The organism is Kribbella sp. NPDC049227 (assembly GCF_043197265.1).
In the GTDB taxonomy this organism is placed as follows: domain Bacteria; phylum Actinomycetota; class Actinomycetes; order Propionibacteriales; family Kribbellaceae; genus Kribbella.
On the sequence record NZ_JBICST010000006.1, the window covers coordinates 393,874 to 411,299 of the forward strand.

Below are 17,426 nucleotides of genomic sequence, written 5' to 3' on the forward strand. Positions count from 1 at the left end.
GGATGACCGTGCACGGATCTGGGCTGTGTGTGCACAGCGTCGCCCACCAGGTTCAGGGGTGGAGGGGATGGCGATGGCCGTGCTGCTGGATACCGCTGCGCTCCCGAGACAGGACCGGGCGGAGGCGTTCTACGCCGCGATGATGTCGGCGAGCGTGCCGTCACGCGTCGAGCACGAGGACGCGTCCGGCAACGTCCACGCACGGATGGACTTCTGGCTCCTCGGTGCGCCGGACCTGTTTCGCAACGAGGGCTCCGGCATCCGGCTCGTCCGGACGCCGAAGCACGTCCGCATCGGCGGTCCGGAACGGCTCGCGCTCGCGGTCCAGGTGATCGGCGAGGGAGTGTTCAGCCAGGCCGGCCATGATCAGCGCGTCCGCACCGGCGAGCTCATGCTGGTCGATCTGACCGCGCCGTACGAATTCGGATGGAGCGGTCACAGCGCGTCTCAGGCGTTCCAGATCGACTACCGGGACCTCGGATTGAGCGTCGAGGCGGTCCGGGCGGCCGCGCACCGACTGCCGGCCAGTCCGCTGTACGAGCTCGTGCTCCATCACCTGACGGTCCTGCCCGGGATCCTTGCCTCGATCAAGGGAACCACGTCGGCCGAGATGGTCGGTGCGGCGACGACCCAGCTCGTCCGGGCGCTGTTGACCTCCGTTTCGGACCACGATCCTCCCGCGCCGGCCGACGTACTGTTCACCCGGATCCTCTGGTACGCGCGACGGCATCTCTCCGACCCGGAACTGACCGCGGCCCGCATCGCGGCGGAGCACAACATCTCGGTCCGCTACCTCTACAAGCTGTTCGCCGAGCATCAGCTGAGCCTCGAGCAGTGGCTGATCGCCGAGCGCCTCGCACACGCCACCCGGCAACTCACCGATCCTGCGAGCCGGCATCGCCCGATCGCGAGCATCGCGGCCGCGTGGGGTTTCCTCGACGCCGGTCACTTCACCCGCCGCTTCCGCGCCGCTCACGGTATGACCCCGCAGGAGTGGCGGCGGCTGCACTAGCCGGTCAGGCGGAACACCGGCCACGCGATCTCGGTGCGCCACGACGCCGGATCCGGGTCGTCTCGTGGACCCACGACGTACGTCTCCTGAACCGGCCCGTCGACCGCGAGGGTGTGCTCGACAACCCACGCCCCGAGGCGGCCGTAGGTGACGTCGATGTCGTCGTGGGGACCGTGGTGGACGGTGGCCGCGAGCTCCACCGCGGGCAGTTCGACCGAGCGCACTCGTCCGTACGACGGCGGATCGGCGACCGGGAGGTAGACGAGTACGGCGCCACGGCCCGCGGAGAACAGCTCGTTGGCGTAGTGACCACCCGGAGGTCCGAGCTGACCGTGGACGGCGGCGGTCAGCTCGGCCATCGCTCCGTCGTACCAAGGCAGCACGTCGTCCAGGTCGACGACATCGGTGATCGCGGCAACCATCCGCGCCGGCTGAGACCGAAGTTCGACGACGAGATCGCCGGACTCCGGCCGGAGCAGCCGCTGCAGCGAGGTGACTGCCGCCCGGGTCCGGTCGAGCGAGGTCTGCAGACGGTCGAGATGCGCCGCGATCAAGTCGGCGCGAGCGTGTGGATCGTCGGTCGCCAGGATCTTGCCGACCTCGGCCAGCGGTACGTCGAGCTCCCGCAACCGATGGATGACCTGGGCCGACGGGATCTGCTCGGTCGTGTAGTAGCGGTAACCGCTGGAGGCATCGATCGACGCGGGTTCGAGCAGACCACTCTCGTGGTACCGCCGCAGCGTGCGCACACTCAGGTGCGTCACCTGCGCGAACTCACCGATCGTCAGCCCCGGATGCACGCCGCCACTGTGCACCCTCCCCCAGCGAGAGAGTCAATTCCTTGACCCTCGCCCGCCGGGAGCACCCACAGTCGACGGCATGAACCTTCCAGCCACGATCACGAACTACCTGGCCGCCCACACGGCCCGCGACCTCGATGCGGCAATGGAGTGGTACGCCGCGGACGCGGTGGTCACCGACGACGGCACGACGTACCGCGGTCGCGACGAGATCCGCGCCTGGCTCGGCCGGGCGGCGAGCGAGTACACGTACACCACCGAGCTTGTCGCCGCTCGCCAGGTGGACGACACGACGTACGTCGCGACCCATCACCTCGAGGGCAACTTCCCGGGCGGAACCGTCGACCTCGACTTCACCTTCAGCCTCGACGAGGACTTGATCACCCGACTGGTCATCGCACCGGAATGAGCAGGATTGTGCAAGCGTCGGCGAGGAATCGTCTACCGACTCGCCCAGTCGGGACCGTCTACTGGAGAGGTACCCATTCATGACGTTCTAGGAGATTGACACGATCATGCAAATCGCTGTGATCACTGGCGGGAGTTCCGGCATCGGGCAGGGCGCGGCCTTCGAACTCGCTCGGCGCGAGGTCGGGGTGATCCTGACCTACCGCGGCAACCAGGCCGGCGCCGTGGAGACGGCCGAACGGATCGAGAAGGACGGCGGTACGGCGGTCGCCCTGCCGCTCGATGTCGGGAGCGGTGACACCTTCGCCGGCTTCAGGACCGCGGTCGAGGAGGCACTGCGTGAGCGGTGGGACCGGACCTCGTTCGACTACCTGGTGAACAACGCCGGCGTCGGGCAGATGCCGGTTCCGTTCGAGGAGACGACCGAAGAACTGTTCGACCAGATGCTCCAGGTCCACCTGAAGGGTCCGTACTTCCTCACGCAGACGCTGCTACCGCTGATCGCGGACGGTGGGTCGATTGTCTACACGACCAGCACCTCTGCGCTGCCGAGCGCGCGGCCGGAGCCGGGCTACTCGGTCTACGCGAGCATGAAGGGCGCGCAGGTCGTCCTGACCCGCTATCTCGCCAAGGAACTCAGCGCGCGCCGCATCCGGGTCAACGCCGTCGCTCCGGGTGTGACCCGGACCCGGCTCGGCGACGACGCGTTCTCCCGCTTCCCCGACCTGATCCCGCCGATCGCCGACCGCACCGCCCTCGGCCGCATCGGCGAGCCCGACGATCTCGCCAAGGTGATTGCCTTCCTCCTCTCCCCCGAGAGCGCCTGGATCACCGCCCAGACCATCGAAGCCTCCGGCGGCTACGACCTCTGAGCGCGCCGACAGGCGCGGCAGCCAACGCGGTGATGCACCAGCCGGGATCGCGCGGGAGTCTCAGCGGCTTTCCGTCGTACAGATGCAGACCTTGTTGCCATCTGGGTCCGCGAGGACGGTGAACGCCGGTGCCTCGGCGTCGTAGGTGATGGTGCCGCCGACAGCCAGCGCCGCCTCGATGCGGGTGCGAGCGAGCTCGGGCGGTAGCCACAGGTCGAGGTGGAAGCGTTGGCGGGGAGTCTCGTGCGGTTCGGTGCGCTGGAACCACAGGTTCGGGATCCGGTCGGTCGGATCACCGACGTCGACTCCGTGCATCGCGTCCGTGCTGCCGGTGAGCACCGCCGCCCAGAACGGACCGATCCTCCCGGGATCCGCGGTGTCGATCGCGATCTCCAGCTGCACCACTCCGGCCGGATCAGCCTGCACCCCGTGCGACCCGGCGATCGCACTGATCCGGCGCGCGAGCTCGACATCTCGCTGAGTCACCGACGGGAACACGTACTCGACGCCGTCCGGATCGCGGTACACCGCATCGGGACTCGCGAGTGCCAGATCCACGAAGCTCGCACCGACCCGAACGTCCGGCTGGGTCCCGGCTGCCGCGCAGGTCTCGCCGATCGCGGTCAGGAACTTGAGCCCGTCGGCGAACGACGAGACCAGGAACCGTGCGTGCAGCCGTTGAGCGAGCTTCCGCCAATCCGCCAGCCCGGCATCCTGGATCGCCTGCACCGTCAACATGTCCATCGCCAACCTCCTCACTCACGGTTCATCGAACGCTAGGCCATCACCCGGACAGTTTCCGATCACGACCTTCCAGTACGGCGAGGTCGCGTTCGGCGTACTGGCGGTGCTCCCACTCCTCGCCGAGGATGCAGCCGAGGCAGTCGTCGACGAGGTAGCTGTCGGACGCCGGGTAGCCGGCCTCGGGCACCGGCGTCGTTCGCTCGGCCAACCGCTCGTCGGTGAGTTCGGCGATGATCGCGCGGACCTGGCCCATCCGGTCGGCGCGCAGGGCGAGAACTTCGTCGAGCGACGGGCGTACGGTCCGGTCGCGCGGGACAGGCGGCGTGTCGTGCATCTCGTCGTGGGGCAGATCGAGCGGGTCCCACGGGGACGGCTCGCCGAGGACGGTCCGCAGTACCCAGGCATCCGTCGCGAAGACGAGGTGACGCAGCGTCTCGATGAAGGACCATTCGCCGTCCACCGACTCGTGCAGCAGTTCCGGCGGCAGCGCCCGGGCCCGGGCGATCGTCTCGGGCCAGAGCCGCTCGAGCAGCTCCCACGCCTCGCGATACCCGTCGGCATCGGTCGGGCGCATCTTCTCCCGACCGGGCTGACGACGGTTGAGCTCGGCATCGATCAGCGGTACGACGTCGACACCCCAGACCCGCAGGTTGCGGATGTCACCGTCGAGTGACACGTCGACCAGTCGCGCGCCGCGGATCGTCGCGCCGCTGAGATTCACGTTGTCGAACCGCGCCCCGGCCAGGTCGACGTCGTGAAACACCGCGTCCCGCAGCGACAGCTCCTCGAACCGCGCCGCGCCCAGATCCTGCTGCTTGAACTCGGTCACGGCCCCAGCTTCGCGCGCCCACCCCGCGCCGTCCAGGGCAGAATGGCCGAGGATCAGCGGCGCCTTGCGAACGAATGGAGCAGCATGTATCGACGGCTTGTCGTGAAGTTGTCCGGCCAGGCGATTGCCGGGGGTGACGCGTTCGGGTTCGACAGCGAGAGGCTCACGCACCTGGCCAACGAGGTGATCGCGTTGCGTGCTACCGGCGTTCAGGTCGCGGTGGTTGTGGGCGGGGGCAACGTCTTCCGTGGCAACCGGGCCGAGGACTGGGGCATCGACCGGGTCGAGGCCGACAACATCGGCATGCTCGGCACCATCATCAACGCCGTCCTGCTGCGCGGCCGGCTGGCCGCACTCGGTGCCGACGACGCGCGCCTGATGACCGCGATCCCGATCAACAACATGGCTGAGCCGTACATCCGGCTGCGCGCCCTGCGGCACCTCGAGAAGGGCGCGATCGTCCTCCTTGCCTCCGGCAACGGCCAACCGTTCACCACCACCGACTACCCCGCCGTCCAGCGCGCGGTCGAACTCGGCGCTGACGCCCTGCTGGTCGCCAAGAACGGCACTGACGGCGTGTACGACGCCGACCCGAACAAGTTTCCCGACGCGCGCCGGTTCGACCACCTCAGCTACCAGGACGTCATCGACCGCGGCGTCGGCGTGATGGACCAGTCCGCCTTCATCCTGGCCCGTGACCACAGCCTGCCGCTTCACGTCTTCGACATCGACCGCACCGGAGCCGCCTCCTCCATCAGCACCGGCACCCCGGTCGGCACCCTGATCAACTAGCCCGGCAGTTCCTTCGTGATCCTGTCGATGTGGGCGTCGAACCAATCGCCGCCGGCCCGATGTTCGGCGTACAGCGCGATGAGGGACCAGACGATGCGGTAGAGCGAGAATGTCCTCTCGATCGCAGGGGTCAACTGGAGGCCGTAGCCGTCGAGGAGCGCGTCCATTGGACCGGAGATCGAGAACCTCGCCAGGTCGTAGAGCGGGTCGCCGTACGTTGCGTCCGACCAGTCGATGATGGCCGTCAGCGTGGCGCCCTCGGTGTAGAGGTGTCGCGGGTGCAGATCGCCGTGCAGCAGAGCCGGGCGCGTCGTGGGCAGTTGCGCGATCGCAGGCGGCACGTGCGCGCGCAGGCGATCAGCCAGGTCACTCGGCACGATCTCGTCGAGATGCGCGGTCGCGGTGTTCAGGAAGTCCGGCCAGGTCGGATGCAGACCCTCGGCGACGATGCCGTACGCCGGCCCAGTGATCGCGTGCAACCGGTGTAGATGCCGTCCGGCCCCTCTGATCGCCTCAGTAGCGGACACGTCGGCGGGGTTGCCGAGCACGGCCTCCGAGATGAGGTACGCCGGATCCGTGGTGACGTGCGTCCGGATCGTCGGGACCGGGATACCGACAGACCGGGCGTGATCGCAGGCAAGCACCTCCGCCTCGATCGCCCCCGGTGTGGCGCACTTCAGATAGAAGGTCCCTGTATCGGTGACGAGGCGGTAGGTCGCGTTGCCGACGAAGCCGTTCACCGGCTCGGTGTGGGTGATGGTGCCGACGACGAGAGCGGCGGCTTCGAGCGGGTCAGGCACGCGCGCACCGGGAGTGGATGGGCATGACTGCAGCCTACGGTGTAGCGGAGGGCTAAACCGTTTGCAGGGTTCGGCAGGCGGCTGCTGTACTCGAACTCGTCCGAAACAGGTGCCTATCAAGGAGAGCTGCCATGCGACCTCGCTTCATGTTCGCCGTGGAAGCCATCGACACCTGTTCAAGGGACATGAAGCTGCGTGAAATTACTGAACCTCGGGATCCTGGCGCATGTCGACGCCGGTAAGACGAGTCTGACCGAGCGGCTGCTCTACGCGGCCGGCGTCATCGACGAGATCGGCAGCGTCGACAACGGCAGTACCCAGACCGATTCCCTCGCGCTGGAGCGCCAGCGCGGTATCACCATCAAGTCGGCGGTCGTGTCGTTCGCGATCGGTCATGACGACGACCCGGTCACGGTCAACCTGATCGACACCCCCGGCCACCCGGACTTCATCGCCGAGGTCGAGCGTGCGCTCAGCGTGCTCGACGGAGCGGTGCTGGTCATCTCGGCGGTCGAGGGCGTGCAGGCGCAGACCCGCGTGCTGATGCGCACGCTGCAGCGCCTGAAGATCCCGACCCTGATCTTCGTCAACAAACTCGACCGGCCCGGCGCGCAGTACGACGCCGTACTCAAGTCGATCGCGGACAAGTTGACGCCGGCCATCGTCCCGATGGGATCGGCCACCCGGCTCGGCACCCGCGAGGCGACCTTCACGCCGTACAACGGGAGCGATCCGTACGGCGCCCTGCTCGAAGTGCTCACCGAGAACGACGAGGACCTGCTGCGAACGTTCGTGGAGAACGAGAAGGCGCTCTCGCATGACGTTCTCCGGTGTGCGCTCGCCCGGCAGACCAAGCAGGCCCTCGTCCACCCCGTGTACTTCGGCTCCGCGATCACGGGCACCGGCACCGACGCCCTGACCGCGGGCATCCGTGAGTTCCTCCCGTTGGCCGGCACCGACCAGGAGCGGGTCGACGGATCGGTCTTCAAGGTCGAGCGCGGCCCGGCCGGGGAGAAGGTCGCCTACGTCCGGATGTTCTCCGGTACGGCGCACGTCCGCGACCGGCTGCGCTTCGGCGACACCGGAGAGGCCAAGCTGACCGCTCTCCAGGTGATCGGCGAAGGTACGGCGGCCGCCGTCAACGCCGGCCAGATCGGGAAGCTGTGGGGCCTCGCCGACATCCAGATCGGCGATCGCATCACCGCGACCGACCAGCCGACGCCGGCCACCACGACCGGCTTCTTCGCTCCGCCGACCCTGGAGACGGTGATCTCGCCGACACGGCCGTCGGACAAGGGGAATCTCCGGGTGGCGCTGTCCCAGCTCGCCGAGCAGGACCCGCTGATCAACCTGCGCCAGGACGACCTCCGCCAGGAGACCTACGTGTCGCTGTACGGCGAGGTGCAGAAGGAGGTCATCCAGACCACGCTCGCGACCGAGTTCGGGATCGATGTCGAGTTCCGGGAGACCACCACGATCTGCATCGAGCGGCTGCTCGGCACCGGCGAGGCGGTGGAGTTCAACAAGAAAGACGCGAACCCGTTCCTGGCGACCGTCGGTCTGCGGGTCGAGCCGGCGCCGGTCAACACCGGGGTGACGTTCGAGCTCGAGGTGGAGCTCGGCTCAATGCCGTATGCGTTCATCAAGGCGGTCGAGGAGACCGTCCGGGAGACACTCCACCAGGCCCTCCACGGCTGGCAGGTCCCGGACGCGCGCGTGGTGATGACGCACTCGGGCTACTCGGCCCGGCAGAGCCATGCGCACGCCGTCTTCGACAAGAGCATGTCGAGTACGGCGGGCGACTTCCGGAACCTCACTCCCCTGGTCCTGATGACGGCGCTGCGACAGGCCGGCACCCAGGTCCACGAGCCGATGCACCGGTTCCGGCTGGAGATGCCGACCGACACGACCCGTGCCGTCCTGGCCGCGCTGGCCCGCCTGCGCGCGATCCCGCAGGTGCCGGCACTGGCCGCGGAAACCTCAACCCTGGAAGGAGAAATCCCCGCGGCGGCCGTGTACGAGTTCGAGCAGCAGTTGCCCGCCCTCACCCGCGGCGAGGGCGTACTGGAGTCCGCGTTCGAGCGCTATCAGCCGGTCACCGGTCCGATCCCGGAGCGGCCGCGCACCGATCACGACCCGCTCAACCGGCGGGACTATCTCCTGCACGTGCAGCGGCGAGTTTGATGCCAGGTTTGATGCCGTAGACAACGGTCGCGCCGAGGTCGTCGTCAGCGACGATCTCGGCGGCCAGACCGTGCTCGACCATCACCGCCCTCGCCAGCGGCGCCTGATGCTCGCTCATCTCCACGAACAAACGACCACCAGGAGCGAGCCACTCGGGCGCCGCCGCGGCCACCCGGCGCAAGATCGCCAACCCGTCCGGCCCACCGTCGAGCGTCACATGCGGCTCGTACAACCGCGCCTCCGGCGGCAACAACCGGATCTCGTTCGTCGGCACATACGGCACATTCGCCAGCAGTACGTCGATCCGCCCCCGCAGCTCATCCGGCAACGCGGAGAACAGATCGCCCTGATAGACCGACCCTCGCCAAGGCACGAGATTGCGCCGCGCACACCGAACCGCGGCCAGCTCGATGTCGGCGGCGTACAAGGACACTTGCTGCTCGGCCGCGATCGCGGCACCCAACGCACCCGAGCCACAACCCAGATCGAGTACGACGTCGCCCGGCGAGGTGACCCGCAGCGCTTCGGCGACCAGGAACTCGGTCCGCCGACGTGGAATGAACACTCCGGGGTCAACGGCGATCCGCAGTCCGCGGAAGGATGCCCAGCCGAGGACGTGTTCGAGCGGCAGCCCGGCGATCCGGCGATCGGCCATGGCCTTCAGTTCGGCGTCGTCGCGAGCGGTCTCGGCAATCATCGCCGCCTCGTCCTCGGCGAACACGCAACCGGCCGCACGCAACCGGTCGACAATGCTGCCGAGGTCGAATGATGGAACAGAAGAAACAGACACAGAACCCCTTCGACTACGAGGCTCCCGCGGTCAGCGAACGACGCTGACCACTCGAGGCGGGAGCAACCAACCTGCCTGACTGGTGATCGGTCCCACCTCCTTCGTCCGCCGTTCCGGTGCTGACCACCTTACCCGAAGGCGTTCACGCCCGTGAGCTCGGCCGAGACGGTCCACAACCGCTCCGCCGAAGCCGGATCCACGGCGTACGGCCGGACGCCTGGGCTGTCGTCGGTGGAGACCTCCGCGACCTCGCAGTCCTCGCAGAAGACACCGCCGAGACCGTCGAGCTGCGGCGACGTCGCGGCCCAGACCTGAGTGGCCGCTCCCTGTTCGGGTGACTTGAAGCCCCGGCCGACCGGGTTGCCGTCCTCGTCGATCCACCCGTAGCCGACCATCTCCTCGCGGGTCAGATGCCGCTGCAGCGGCGTCAGGATGCCACCCGGATGCAGTGCGAACGCACGCACGCCAGAATCCTTGCCCAAGGCATCAAGCTGGACGGCGAACAGCACGTTGGCCGTCTTCGCCTGTCCGTACGCCTCCCACTTGTCGTAGCCCAGCCTGAACTCCAGATCGTCCCACCGGATGTCCGAACGCCGGTGCCCGGTCGACGACACCGACACGACGCGAGCGCCGCCGTCGGCCGTCAGCGCGGGCCCCAGCCGGTTCACCAGCGCGAAGTGGCCAAGGTGGTTGGTCGCGAACTGCGCCTCCCAGCCGGGGCCGACCCGGGTCTCGGGGCTGGCCATGATCGCCGCGTTGTCGATCTGGATGTCGATGCTGCGCCCCGAAGCGAGGAAGCGGTCCGCGAACGCACGCACACTGTCCAGATCACCGAGATCGAGCTCGTCGACCTCGACATCCGACACGTCCGCCAACGCCTCGCGAGCGGCGTCGGGCCGTCGCGCCGGTACGACGACGTGCGCACCGGCCTTGGTCAACGCGCGGGTCGTCGCCAGGCCGAGGCCCGAGTAGCCGCCGGTGACGACCGCCAGCTTGCCGGTCAGGTCGATGCCGGCCAGGACATCGTCCGCGGTGCTGTCGTGCCCGAATCCCGAACCGATCTTGTGCTGTGCTGTCATGCTTCGCACACTACGGATTCGAGTGCACTCTAAGTCAAGCGATCACGCGTCCAGGTGGGGGTTCTCCCGCAGTGACTCGGCCAGGCGCTGGAGTGCAGGGTTGGGACTGTCCGGACTCCAGCAAGCGTGCAACGTGACCGAATGCGCGTCGGCCGCGTCCAGCTCGCGGTAGCGGACACCTTCGACTCCCATCGCCTTGATCGAGCGCGGGATCAACGCACACCCGAAGCCGGCCCTGACCAGCGCCAGCATCGTCGGAACCTGCGATGCCAGCTGGCTGACGGCGTACCGGTCCATCCCGATCATCGCCGCACAGATGTCATGCAGGTACTGCGATCCTTCCGGGCTGTAGCCGATGTAGCCATCCGTCACGTCGACCAGCGCGACCGGCGAGTCCCCCTCCGCCAGCGGATGGGAGGCCGGTACGGCGACCACCAGGTCCTCCGAGTGGACCAGCACCGACTCGAACTGCGATGGGATCGGTGGCCGGACCAGACCGAGATCGATCTCCAGGTTCGCCAACGCCTCGAACTGCGACGGGCTGACCAACTCGGTGAGCTCGGCCGTCACGGCCGGAGTCCGCTTTGCGACCATCGTGAGGAAGTCGGCCAGTACGGCGTACGCCCCGATCGCCGTGAAGGCGATCCGCAGCGTTCCGGTCTGGCCTTCGGCCGCTCGCCGGGTCGCTTCCGGGGCGACCTCGAGGAGTGCGAGGACTCGGCGCGCATGTTCGAGAAAGACGTCGCCGGCCGCGGTCAGCCGGACTCCCCGGCCGGTCCGGTCGAACAGCCGGACCTCCAGAGATCGCTCCAGGCCCTGGATCTGCCGGGTCAGCGGCGGCTGCGTCATGTTCAGCCGCTGGGCGGCACGGCCGTAGTGGAGTTCCTCGGCGACGGCGACGAAGCCGCGCAGTTGCTGGAGCGAGAGGTCCATACCGGCACGGTATCGGTTCATGCGAAATCGGGCTTGGACCTGCATAACGGAAAGCGCCTACCGTCAGAGCGACGCTCAAGCGAAGGAGTCCCCACGGTGCCGAAACTCGTTGCCCTGATGTCCCCCGAACGTGCCGACGACGTGGTCGACCCGCAGACCCGCCGCCTGCTCGAGGACCGGTTCGAGGTCGTCTGGGCGCAGTCCGCTCACGCCGCCGGACCGGCAGCGCCCGGCAAGCCGCCGGCGCTGGACCCGGCAGCCGTGCCCGGGCTGGTGGCCGGCGCCGACGTACTCCTGACCAGCTGGGGTACGCCGCACCTCGGCAAGGAACTGTGGGCCGACGGCAACGGACCGAAGGTGGTCGCGCACGCGGCCGGCACGGTCAAGAACCTGATCGACCCGGTCATCCTCGACCAGGGTGTCGCCGTCTTCTCGGCCGGCCCGCGGATCGCCTGGTCCGTCGGCGAGTACTGCCTGGCCGCGATGCTCACCCTCGGTCGTCGTCTCCCCCGCTTCGACCAGGCGATCCGGCACGGTGGCTGGAAACAGACCGACTACCGCGGCCACGAGCTCGCCGGTGCCAAGGTCGGCATCGTCGGCGCGAGCAGCACGGCCCGCGCGCTCATCACACTGCTGCGGCCCTTCCACTGCGACCTCGTGGTCTACGACCCCTACCTCACTCCCGAGCGCGCGGATCAGCTCGGCGTCCGCACCGCCGAACTGCAGGAGACGGTCGAGAGCGCGTACTTGTCGATCCACGTCCCGAACGTGCCGGAGACCAAGGGCATGATCACCCGCGCGCTGATCGAGCGGATCCCCGACGGCGCGGTCGTCGTGAACTCGTCCCGTGGACCCGCGATCGACCAGCAGGCGCTGCTCGACCACGTGCTGGACGGACGCCTGTACGCCGCTCTCGACGTCTACGACCCCGAGCCGCCGTCCTTCGACGCGACGATCCTCCAGGCGTCCAACCTGCTGCTCAGTCCGCACGTCGCCGGCGACACCGCGGAAGGTCACCTCGCGCTCGCCGGGTACGTCCTGGCCGACGCACTGAAGTGGCTCGAGGACGGCACTCGCGGACCCAGCTTCGTCGATCCGGCCGTCTGGTCGATCGCGGCCTGAGAGGAGGACTCGATGTCCCGGATCGCCCAGGTCGAAGTCTTCCCGGTCGCTGTGCCGTTCGCCCGCCGGTTCGTGCTCGGCAGCGGAGCGGTCGGCTCCCCCGGCGCCGCTCCGGATCAGGCCGCCGCGGTGGTGTTCGTGAAGCTGACCACCGAGGACGGTGTGGTCGGATGGGGAGAACAGAGAGCGCTGCCCAGCTGGAGCTACGAGACCGCCGAGACGATGGCCGTCGTGATCAGGCGGCACCTCGCCCCGATCCTGCTCGAACTCACCCCGTTCGACGTCGAGCTCTTCCACCAGCGCGCCGCCAAGCGACTCAGCCCCGCGGTCTCGAACGGCTTCCCCTTCGCCCGCGCCGCCGTCGACGTCGCGATGCACGACGCGGCCGGCAAGCTCGCCGGCGTCCCCGTGCACGCGCTCCTCGGCGGCAAGGTGTACGACGAGATCCCGCTCTGCTCGGCCATCGGGGTCGGCGACCAGGACGCGGTTCGCGATCATGCGATCCAGTCGTCGGACTACCCGGCGTACAAGGTCAAGATCGGGGGCGATCTGGACGCGGACACCGAGGCGATCCGGACCGTGGCCGAGGTGGCCGGCGGCAAGCCCTTGTGGCTCGACGCGAACCAGTCGTACCGCCCCAGTGCGCTGCGGCAACTGCTTGACCGGACCAGGGACATCCACACGATCCACTGTGTCGAGCAACCCGTGCCGAGCACGGACACCCTCGCGATGCAGCGGCTGCGTGGGCTGATCGACCTGCCGATCGCGATCGACGAGGGCAGCTTCTCCGCGCAGGACCTGGCCCGAGCGCTCCGGCTGGACGCCGCGGACCTGGTCGTGATCAAGGTCTGCAAGTCCGGCGGACTGCGGAACGCGCTCAAGACCGCCCAGACCGCGCTGTCCGGCGGTCTCGAGATCCTCGCCAGCGGCCTGACCGACTGCGGAGTCGCGTTCGCCGCCGCGCTGCACGTGTTCAGTCAGCTCGAGCTCGCCCTTCCCGCCGAGCTCAACGGGCCGGAGCTGCTGTCCGATCTGTACGTCGAGGGACTGAGCATCACCAAGGCCGTCGCAACGGTCCCCACCGCCCCTGGACTGGGCGTTCAGGTCGACGAGGAGCGAATCCGCGCCGAGTCGATCGACCTGCTCTATCGGTGAGGAGACAACCATGAGCACGAAGCTGTCCCGCCGCAGCTTTCTCGAACTGAGCGGCCTGGCCGGGCTCGGGCTGGCCGTGGCCGGCTGCTCGTCCGGTCCACCGGCCGGGGCGGCCACCTGGGCCATGTGGTCGAGCAGCGCCGCGGAGCGGAAGGTCTGGCAGGACTTCAGCGCGTACGTCGAGCAGCAGCTGAAGGTGAAGTCGGTCCCGACCCTGACCCCGTCCGGCCCCTACCCGACCAAGCTCGACCTCCAACTGGTGAGTGGGACAGCCGGCCTGGTGACCGCGCTGAACGGCACGCTCATCCCGACGTACGCCGCCCGCGGTGCGCACCGGCCGCTGGACGACCTGATCGAGGGCGACTCCGACTTCGACCTGGATGACTTCTACCAGCCGATCCAGAAGATCTCGAGCTTCAACGGCAAGACCTACGCGATCGGGTTCGACGTCGCGCCCACCGTCATGTACTACAACAAGAGCCTGCTGCAGAAGCAGGGCATCGCGCTGCCCTCCCGCACCGAGCCGATGCCGTGGGCAACGTTCCGCGACCTGGCGGTCGAGCTGACCCACGCGCCGGACCAGTACGGTTTCACCTGCGCGCCGGCGATCGACGACCTGGTGTCGTGGATCTACTGCGCCGGCGGCAACGTGATGAGCCAGGACGCCTCCCGCAGCATCCTCGGCGAGCCGGAGGCGATGGAGGCGCTGCAGTTCGTCATCGACCTGTTCGTCAAGGACAAGGTCACACCGCCGATCAAGAACCTCGTCACCGAGAGTTCGCTGTCGAACTTCCTGGAGGGCAACGTCGCCTTCATGCAGAACGGCCCGTGGCAGGTCGTCAACGTGCGCAAGGCCAAGTTCGACTGGGACATCATCCCGTTCCCTGCCGGTGCCGCCGGCAGCACGCCGCGGGTCTCCGGCTCCAGCTTCGCGATTCCATCGGGGGTGCGCGAGGGTGCCGATCTGGACCTCGCGTGGAAGCTGCTGAAGACGCTCACCAGTACGGGCGCCTTGGACATCTACGCCAAGGCCGGCCGGAACAACCCGGCCCGCTTCAGCGCCGGCAGCGCGTTCCAGCCGCCGCCGGACAACCTCGGAATCGTCCAGGACATTCTGGCCGGCAAGGTGGCGGGCGGACACCCGTTCGACGTCACCACGAACTGGAACCAGGTCAAGCAGTTGCTCGGCCAGGACCTGCCGCGCACCTTCCTCGGTCAGGTCCCGGTGCCCGAGGCAATCGCCGGAGTGACGCCGCGTCTCGACGTACTGATGCGCCAGCACCTCGACAACATCCGCCAAGCCACCGCCAGGAGGGGGTGATCCCGATGGCCCTGACCACCACCACCGAACCCGTACCGGCGACCGCGACACCACCGCGTCCCGCCGCGAAACCGACGCCGCGCTGGCGCAACCGCGAGTCGCTCACCGCCTGGCTGTTCCTGCTGCCGAGCCTGATCGGATTCCTCATCTTCACCGCCGGCCCGGTCGTCGCCGCCGGCGTCATCTCGCTGCTCGACTGGAACCTGTTCAGCCCACCCACCTGGGCCGGCCTGCGCAACTTCGCCCGCCTCGGCCCCGACCCGACCTTCTGGTCGGCGCTCGGCAACACGGCGTACTTCACCCTCGTGAGCGTGCCGCTGACGATCCTGGTGAGCCTCGCGCTGGCGCTGCTGCTGAACCAGGGCCTGCGCCGGATCGCCGTCTTCCGCTCGCTCCTGCTGTTGCCGTACGCAACGATCACGGTAGCGGTCGCGTTCGTCTGGATCTGGCTCTACATCCCGCACGACGGCCTGGTGAACGCCGCGCTGGGGCTGTTCGGCATCCACGGCCCGGCCTGGCTGATCTCGGACAACTGGGCGATGCCGGCGCTGATCCTGATGAGCGTGTGGAAGAGCTTCGGCTTCGGCATGGTCGTGTTCCTGGCCGGTCTGCAGGCGATCCCGCAGCAGCTCTACGAGGCCGCGCGAGTCGACGGCACCTCGCCGTGGCAGAGCTTCCGCAACGTCACGCTGCCGATGCTCTCACCAGCACTGTTCTTCGTGATCGTCACCTCGATCATCGGCTCGTTCCAGGTGTTCGACCAGGCCCTCATCATGACGAACGGCGGACCGGGCACGCGCACGACCACGCTGGTGATGTACATCTACCGGACCGGCTTCGAGAACTACGACCAGGGGTACGCCGCCGCCCAGTCGCTGGTCCTGTTCGCCTTCATCGTGCTGATCACCGCCACGCAGTTCTTCTTCCAGCGGAGGCTGGTGCACTATGACAACTGAAGCCCTCCCCCTGGTCTCCACCAAGGTCGTACAGCGGAAGCTGGTTGTCTTCGCCTGCTTCCTGGTTACCGCTGTCACGCTGATCCCGGTCGTGATGATGGTGCTGGTCGCGTTCCAGTCCGACGCCGAGTCGATGGCCGCCAAACCGTCGTTCTGGCCGAGCAGCTGGCATCCGGAGAACCTGACCCGGGCCTTCGAACTGGTGCCGCTCGGCAAGTACCTGCTGAACACCGTCTACTTCGCCGGCGGGACGACCCTGCTGGAGACCGTGACGGCGGCGCTCGCGGCGTACGCGTTCGCCCGGCTGAACTTCCCCGGCCGGAGCTGGCTGTTCGGCATCTACCTGGCCACCTTGATGATCCCGTCGCAGGTGACGCTGATCCCGCAGTTCGTGCTGGTCGCGAAGCTGCACGGCATCGACACCTGGCCGGGCATGATCCTGCCGCACGCGTTCACCGCGATCGGGGTGTTCCTGCTCCGGCAGTTCTTCCTCGGCATCCCCCGCGACTACGAGGAGGCCGCCCGGCTCGACGGCGCCAACCGCTGGCAGGCGTTCATCCGGGTGATCGTGCCACTGGCGGTCCCGGCGATCGCGACCCTGGCGGTGTTCAAGTTCATCGGTCAGTGGAACAACCTGCTGTGGCCGTTGGTCATCTCCAACAGCGACGCGACCCGGACGGCGTCGGTCGGGCTGCAGGTGTTCCAGGACACCAACGGCACGCAGTGGAACCTGCTGCTGATGGCCGCCACCGTGACCACGGTCCCGCTGATCATCCTGTTCTTCCTGACGCAACGCTGGTTCGTCCGAGGTATCACCATGAGTGGGCTGGGAGGCCGCTGAATGACCTATCTGTGGTCCGTCTTCACCAAACCCTGGGCGGGGCTGCCCGGCGACGAGCTGGGCCGGCTCGTCTCCGGCCTCGGATTCGCCGGCGCCGAGGTCCCGGTCCGCGACACCGCCTACGTGACCCCGGCGACGGCGGAGACCGAGCTGCCGAAGTTCACAGCACAGTTGCGGGCCGAGGGCGTCGAGCCGATCAGCGTTGCCAGTGATCTGTCGGAGCGCGTCTTCGCTGCTTGCGCCGAGGCCGCCGTACCGATGATCCGGATCATGGCCGACGTCGGCCCGGACGGGTACGCCGCATCGGTACGACGCAATCGAGTGCTGCTCGAGGAGGCCGCCGTACTGGTGGAGCGGTACGGCGTCCAGGTCGGGGTGCAGCCGCATCACGGGCGGTTCGTCGCGTCGACGCTCGGCGTACTGCAACTGCTCGACGGACTCCCGGAGTCGTTCAAACTCGTGTGGGACGCGGCGCACGATGCACTCGCCGGTGACGACCCCGCCGTCACCCTCGAGCTCGGCGCCGACCGGCTCGGCATCGTCAACCTGAAGAACGCGTACTACGTCCGCACCGACGACGGCTGGAAGACGTACTTCGGCCAGGCCGGCGAAGGACTGTCCGACTGGACCGCTGTGTTCGCCGCCTTGGAGAAGCTCCACTACAGCGGGCCGATCTGTCTCACCGGCCAGTACTCCGACGTCAGTGTGCCGGTCGGCGAGCGCGTGAAAACTGATCTCCAGACCGCTGTCACATCATCGCGCCGGGATCCGTCGAGGGAGTGAAAACA

At 68.1% G+C, this 17,426-nt stretch carries 18 protein-coding genes; 11 read left to right on the top strand and 7 right to left on the bottom strand.

Going from position 1 to position 17,426, the window contains the following annotated elements:
- Positions 1–67: 67 nt before the first annotated feature.
- Positions 68–1,012, top strand: coding sequence for a helix-turn-helix domain-containing protein (locus tag ACGFH6_RS27945; RefSeq protein ID WP_393389736.1), 945 nt, complete (start codon positions 68–70; stop codon positions 1,010–1,012).
- Here the strand turns inward: ACGFH6_RS27945 and ACGFH6_RS27950 are convergent.
- The gene (locus ACGFH6_RS27950; protein WP_393389739.1) at positions 1,009–1,812 is read right to left on the bottom strand and encodes a MerR family transcriptional regulator; all 804 of its coding nucleotides are present in this window, start codon (positions 1,810–1,812) and stop codon (positions 1,009–1,011) included. The genes ACGFH6_RS27945 and ACGFH6_RS27950 overlap by 4 nt on opposite strands.
- Before the next feature lie 79 nt (positions 1,813–1,891).
- Between ACGFH6_RS27950 and ACGFH6_RS27955 the strand changes: the two genes are divergently transcribed.
- Together ACGFH6_RS27955 and ACGFH6_RS27960 are read left to right on the top strand one after the other, a co-directional pair.
- Positions 1,892–2,221 (top strand): nuclear transport factor 2 family protein, encoded by a 330-nt coding sequence (locus tag ACGFH6_RS27955; protein WP_393389741.1) that lies wholly within the window; start codon positions 1,892–1,894, stop codon positions 2,219–2,221.
- 106 nt (positions 2,222–2,327) lie between these two features.
- A complete protein-coding gene (locus tag ACGFH6_RS27960) occupies positions 2,328–3,092 on the top strand; it encodes an SDR family NAD(P)-dependent oxidoreductase (protein ID WP_393389743.1) in 765 nt (254 codons plus the stop codon).
- A gap of 60 nt (positions 3,093–3,152) precedes the next feature.
- Here the strand turns inward: ACGFH6_RS27960 and ACGFH6_RS27965 are convergent, their stop codons facing one another.
- Positions 3,153–3,836: a VOC family protein gene (locus ACGFH6_RS27965; protein WP_393389745.1), complete on the bottom strand. Its 684-nt coding sequence runs from the start codon at positions 3,834–3,836 to the stop codon at positions 3,153–3,155.
- Between the two features lie 40 nt (positions 3,837–3,876).
- Positions 3,877–4,665 (bottom strand): DinB family protein, encoded by a 789-nt coding sequence (locus ACGFH6_RS27970; protein WP_393389748.1) that lies wholly within the window; start codon positions 4,663–4,665, stop codon positions 3,877–3,879.
- Between the two features lie 84 nt (positions 4,666–4,749).
- Between ACGFH6_RS27970 and pyrH the strand changes: the two genes are divergently transcribed.
- The gene (gene pyrH / locus ACGFH6_RS27975) at positions 4,750–5,457 is read left to right on the top strand and encodes a UMP kinase (RefSeq protein WP_393389751.1); all 708 of its coding nucleotides are present in this window, start codon (positions 4,750–4,752) and stop codon (positions 5,455–5,457) included.
- On the opposite strand, the gene ACGFH6_RS27980 is transcribed toward pyrH, so the two are convergent.
- Positions 5,454–6,257 (bottom strand): phosphotransferase family protein, encoded by an 804-nt coding sequence (locus ACGFH6_RS27980; RefSeq protein WP_393389754.1) that lies wholly within the window; start codon positions 6,255–6,257, stop codon positions 5,454–5,456. The two genes, pyrH and ACGFH6_RS27980, sit on opposite strands and share 4 nt — an antisense overlap.
- A gap of 195 nt (positions 6,258–6,452) precedes the next feature.
- On the opposite strand from ACGFH6_RS27980, the gene ACGFH6_RS27985 reads away from it, so the two are divergent.
- The gene (locus ACGFH6_RS27985; protein WP_393389756.1) at positions 6,453–8,441 is read left to right on the top strand and encodes a GTP-binding protein; all 1,989 of its coding nucleotides are present in this window, start codon (positions 6,453–6,455) and stop codon (positions 8,439–8,441) included.
- Here ACGFH6_RS27985 and ACGFH6_RS27990 read toward each other — a convergent pair.
- The 3 genes from ACGFH6_RS27990 to ACGFH6_RS28000 all read right to left on the bottom strand — a co-directional run bounded on the left by ACGFH6_RS27990 (position 8,398) and on the right by ACGFH6_RS28000 (position 11,243).
- Positions 8,398–9,231, bottom strand: coding sequence for a putative protein N(5)-glutamine methyltransferase (locus tag ACGFH6_RS27990; RefSeq protein ID WP_393389759.1), 834 nt, complete (start codon positions 9,229–9,231; stop codon positions 8,398–8,400). The two genes, ACGFH6_RS27985 and ACGFH6_RS27990, sit on opposite strands and share 44 nt — an antisense overlap.
- 128 nt (positions 9,232–9,359) lie before the next feature.
- The gene (locus tag ACGFH6_RS27995; protein ID WP_393389762.1) at positions 9,360–10,310 is read right to left on the bottom strand and encodes an SDR family NAD(P)-dependent oxidoreductase; all 951 of its coding nucleotides are present in this window, start codon (positions 10,308–10,310) and stop codon (positions 9,360–9,362) included.
- A gap of 42 nt (positions 10,311–10,352) precedes the next feature.
- Entirely contained in the window at positions 10,353–11,243 is an 891-nt protein-coding gene (locus ACGFH6_RS28000) for a LysR family transcriptional regulator (protein ID WP_393389764.1), read from the bottom strand.
- A 96-nt stretch (positions 11,244–11,339) separates the two neighbouring features.
- On the opposite strand from ACGFH6_RS28000, the gene ACGFH6_RS28005 reads away from it, so the two are divergent.
- Genes ACGFH6_RS28005 through ACGFH6_RS28030 form a run of 6 tightly spaced genes read left to right on the top strand, consistent with a single transcriptional unit; the run spans position 11,340 to position 17,421 of the window.
- Positions 11,340–12,365, top strand: coding sequence for a hydroxyacid dehydrogenase (locus ACGFH6_RS28005; RefSeq protein ID WP_393389767.1), 1,026 nt, complete (start codon positions 11,340–11,342; stop codon positions 12,363–12,365).
- Positions 12,366–12,377: 12 nt separating this feature from the next.
- Positions 12,378–13,520 (top strand): mandelate racemase/muconate lactonizing enzyme family protein, encoded by a 1,143-nt coding sequence (locus ACGFH6_RS28010; RefSeq protein WP_393389770.1) that lies wholly within the window; start codon positions 12,378–12,380, stop codon positions 13,518–13,520.
- Positions 13,521–13,530: 10 nt separating this feature from the next.
- The gene (locus ACGFH6_RS28015; protein ID WP_393389774.1) at positions 13,531–14,841 is read left to right on the top strand and encodes an ABC transporter substrate-binding protein; all 1,311 of its coding nucleotides are present in this window, start codon (positions 13,531–13,533) and stop codon (positions 14,839–14,841) included.
- Between the two features lie 5 nt (positions 14,842–14,846).
- Positions 14,847–15,797, top strand: coding sequence for a carbohydrate ABC transporter permease (locus ACGFH6_RS28020; protein ID WP_393389777.1), 951 nt, complete (start codon positions 14,847–14,849; stop codon positions 15,795–15,797).
- On the top strand, positions 15,787–16,638 hold the full coding sequence (locus ACGFH6_RS28025; protein WP_393389779.1) for a carbohydrate ABC transporter permease: 852 nt from the start codon (positions 15,787–15,789) through the stop codon (positions 16,636–16,638). The genes ACGFH6_RS28020 and ACGFH6_RS28025 overlap by 11 nt, the downstream gene beginning before the upstream one ends.
- Positions 16,639–17,421 (top strand): sugar phosphate isomerase/epimerase family protein, encoded by a 783-nt coding sequence (locus ACGFH6_RS28030; protein WP_393389782.1) that lies wholly within the window; start codon positions 16,639–16,641, stop codon positions 17,419–17,421.
- Positions 17,422–17,426: the final 5 nt, after the last annotated feature.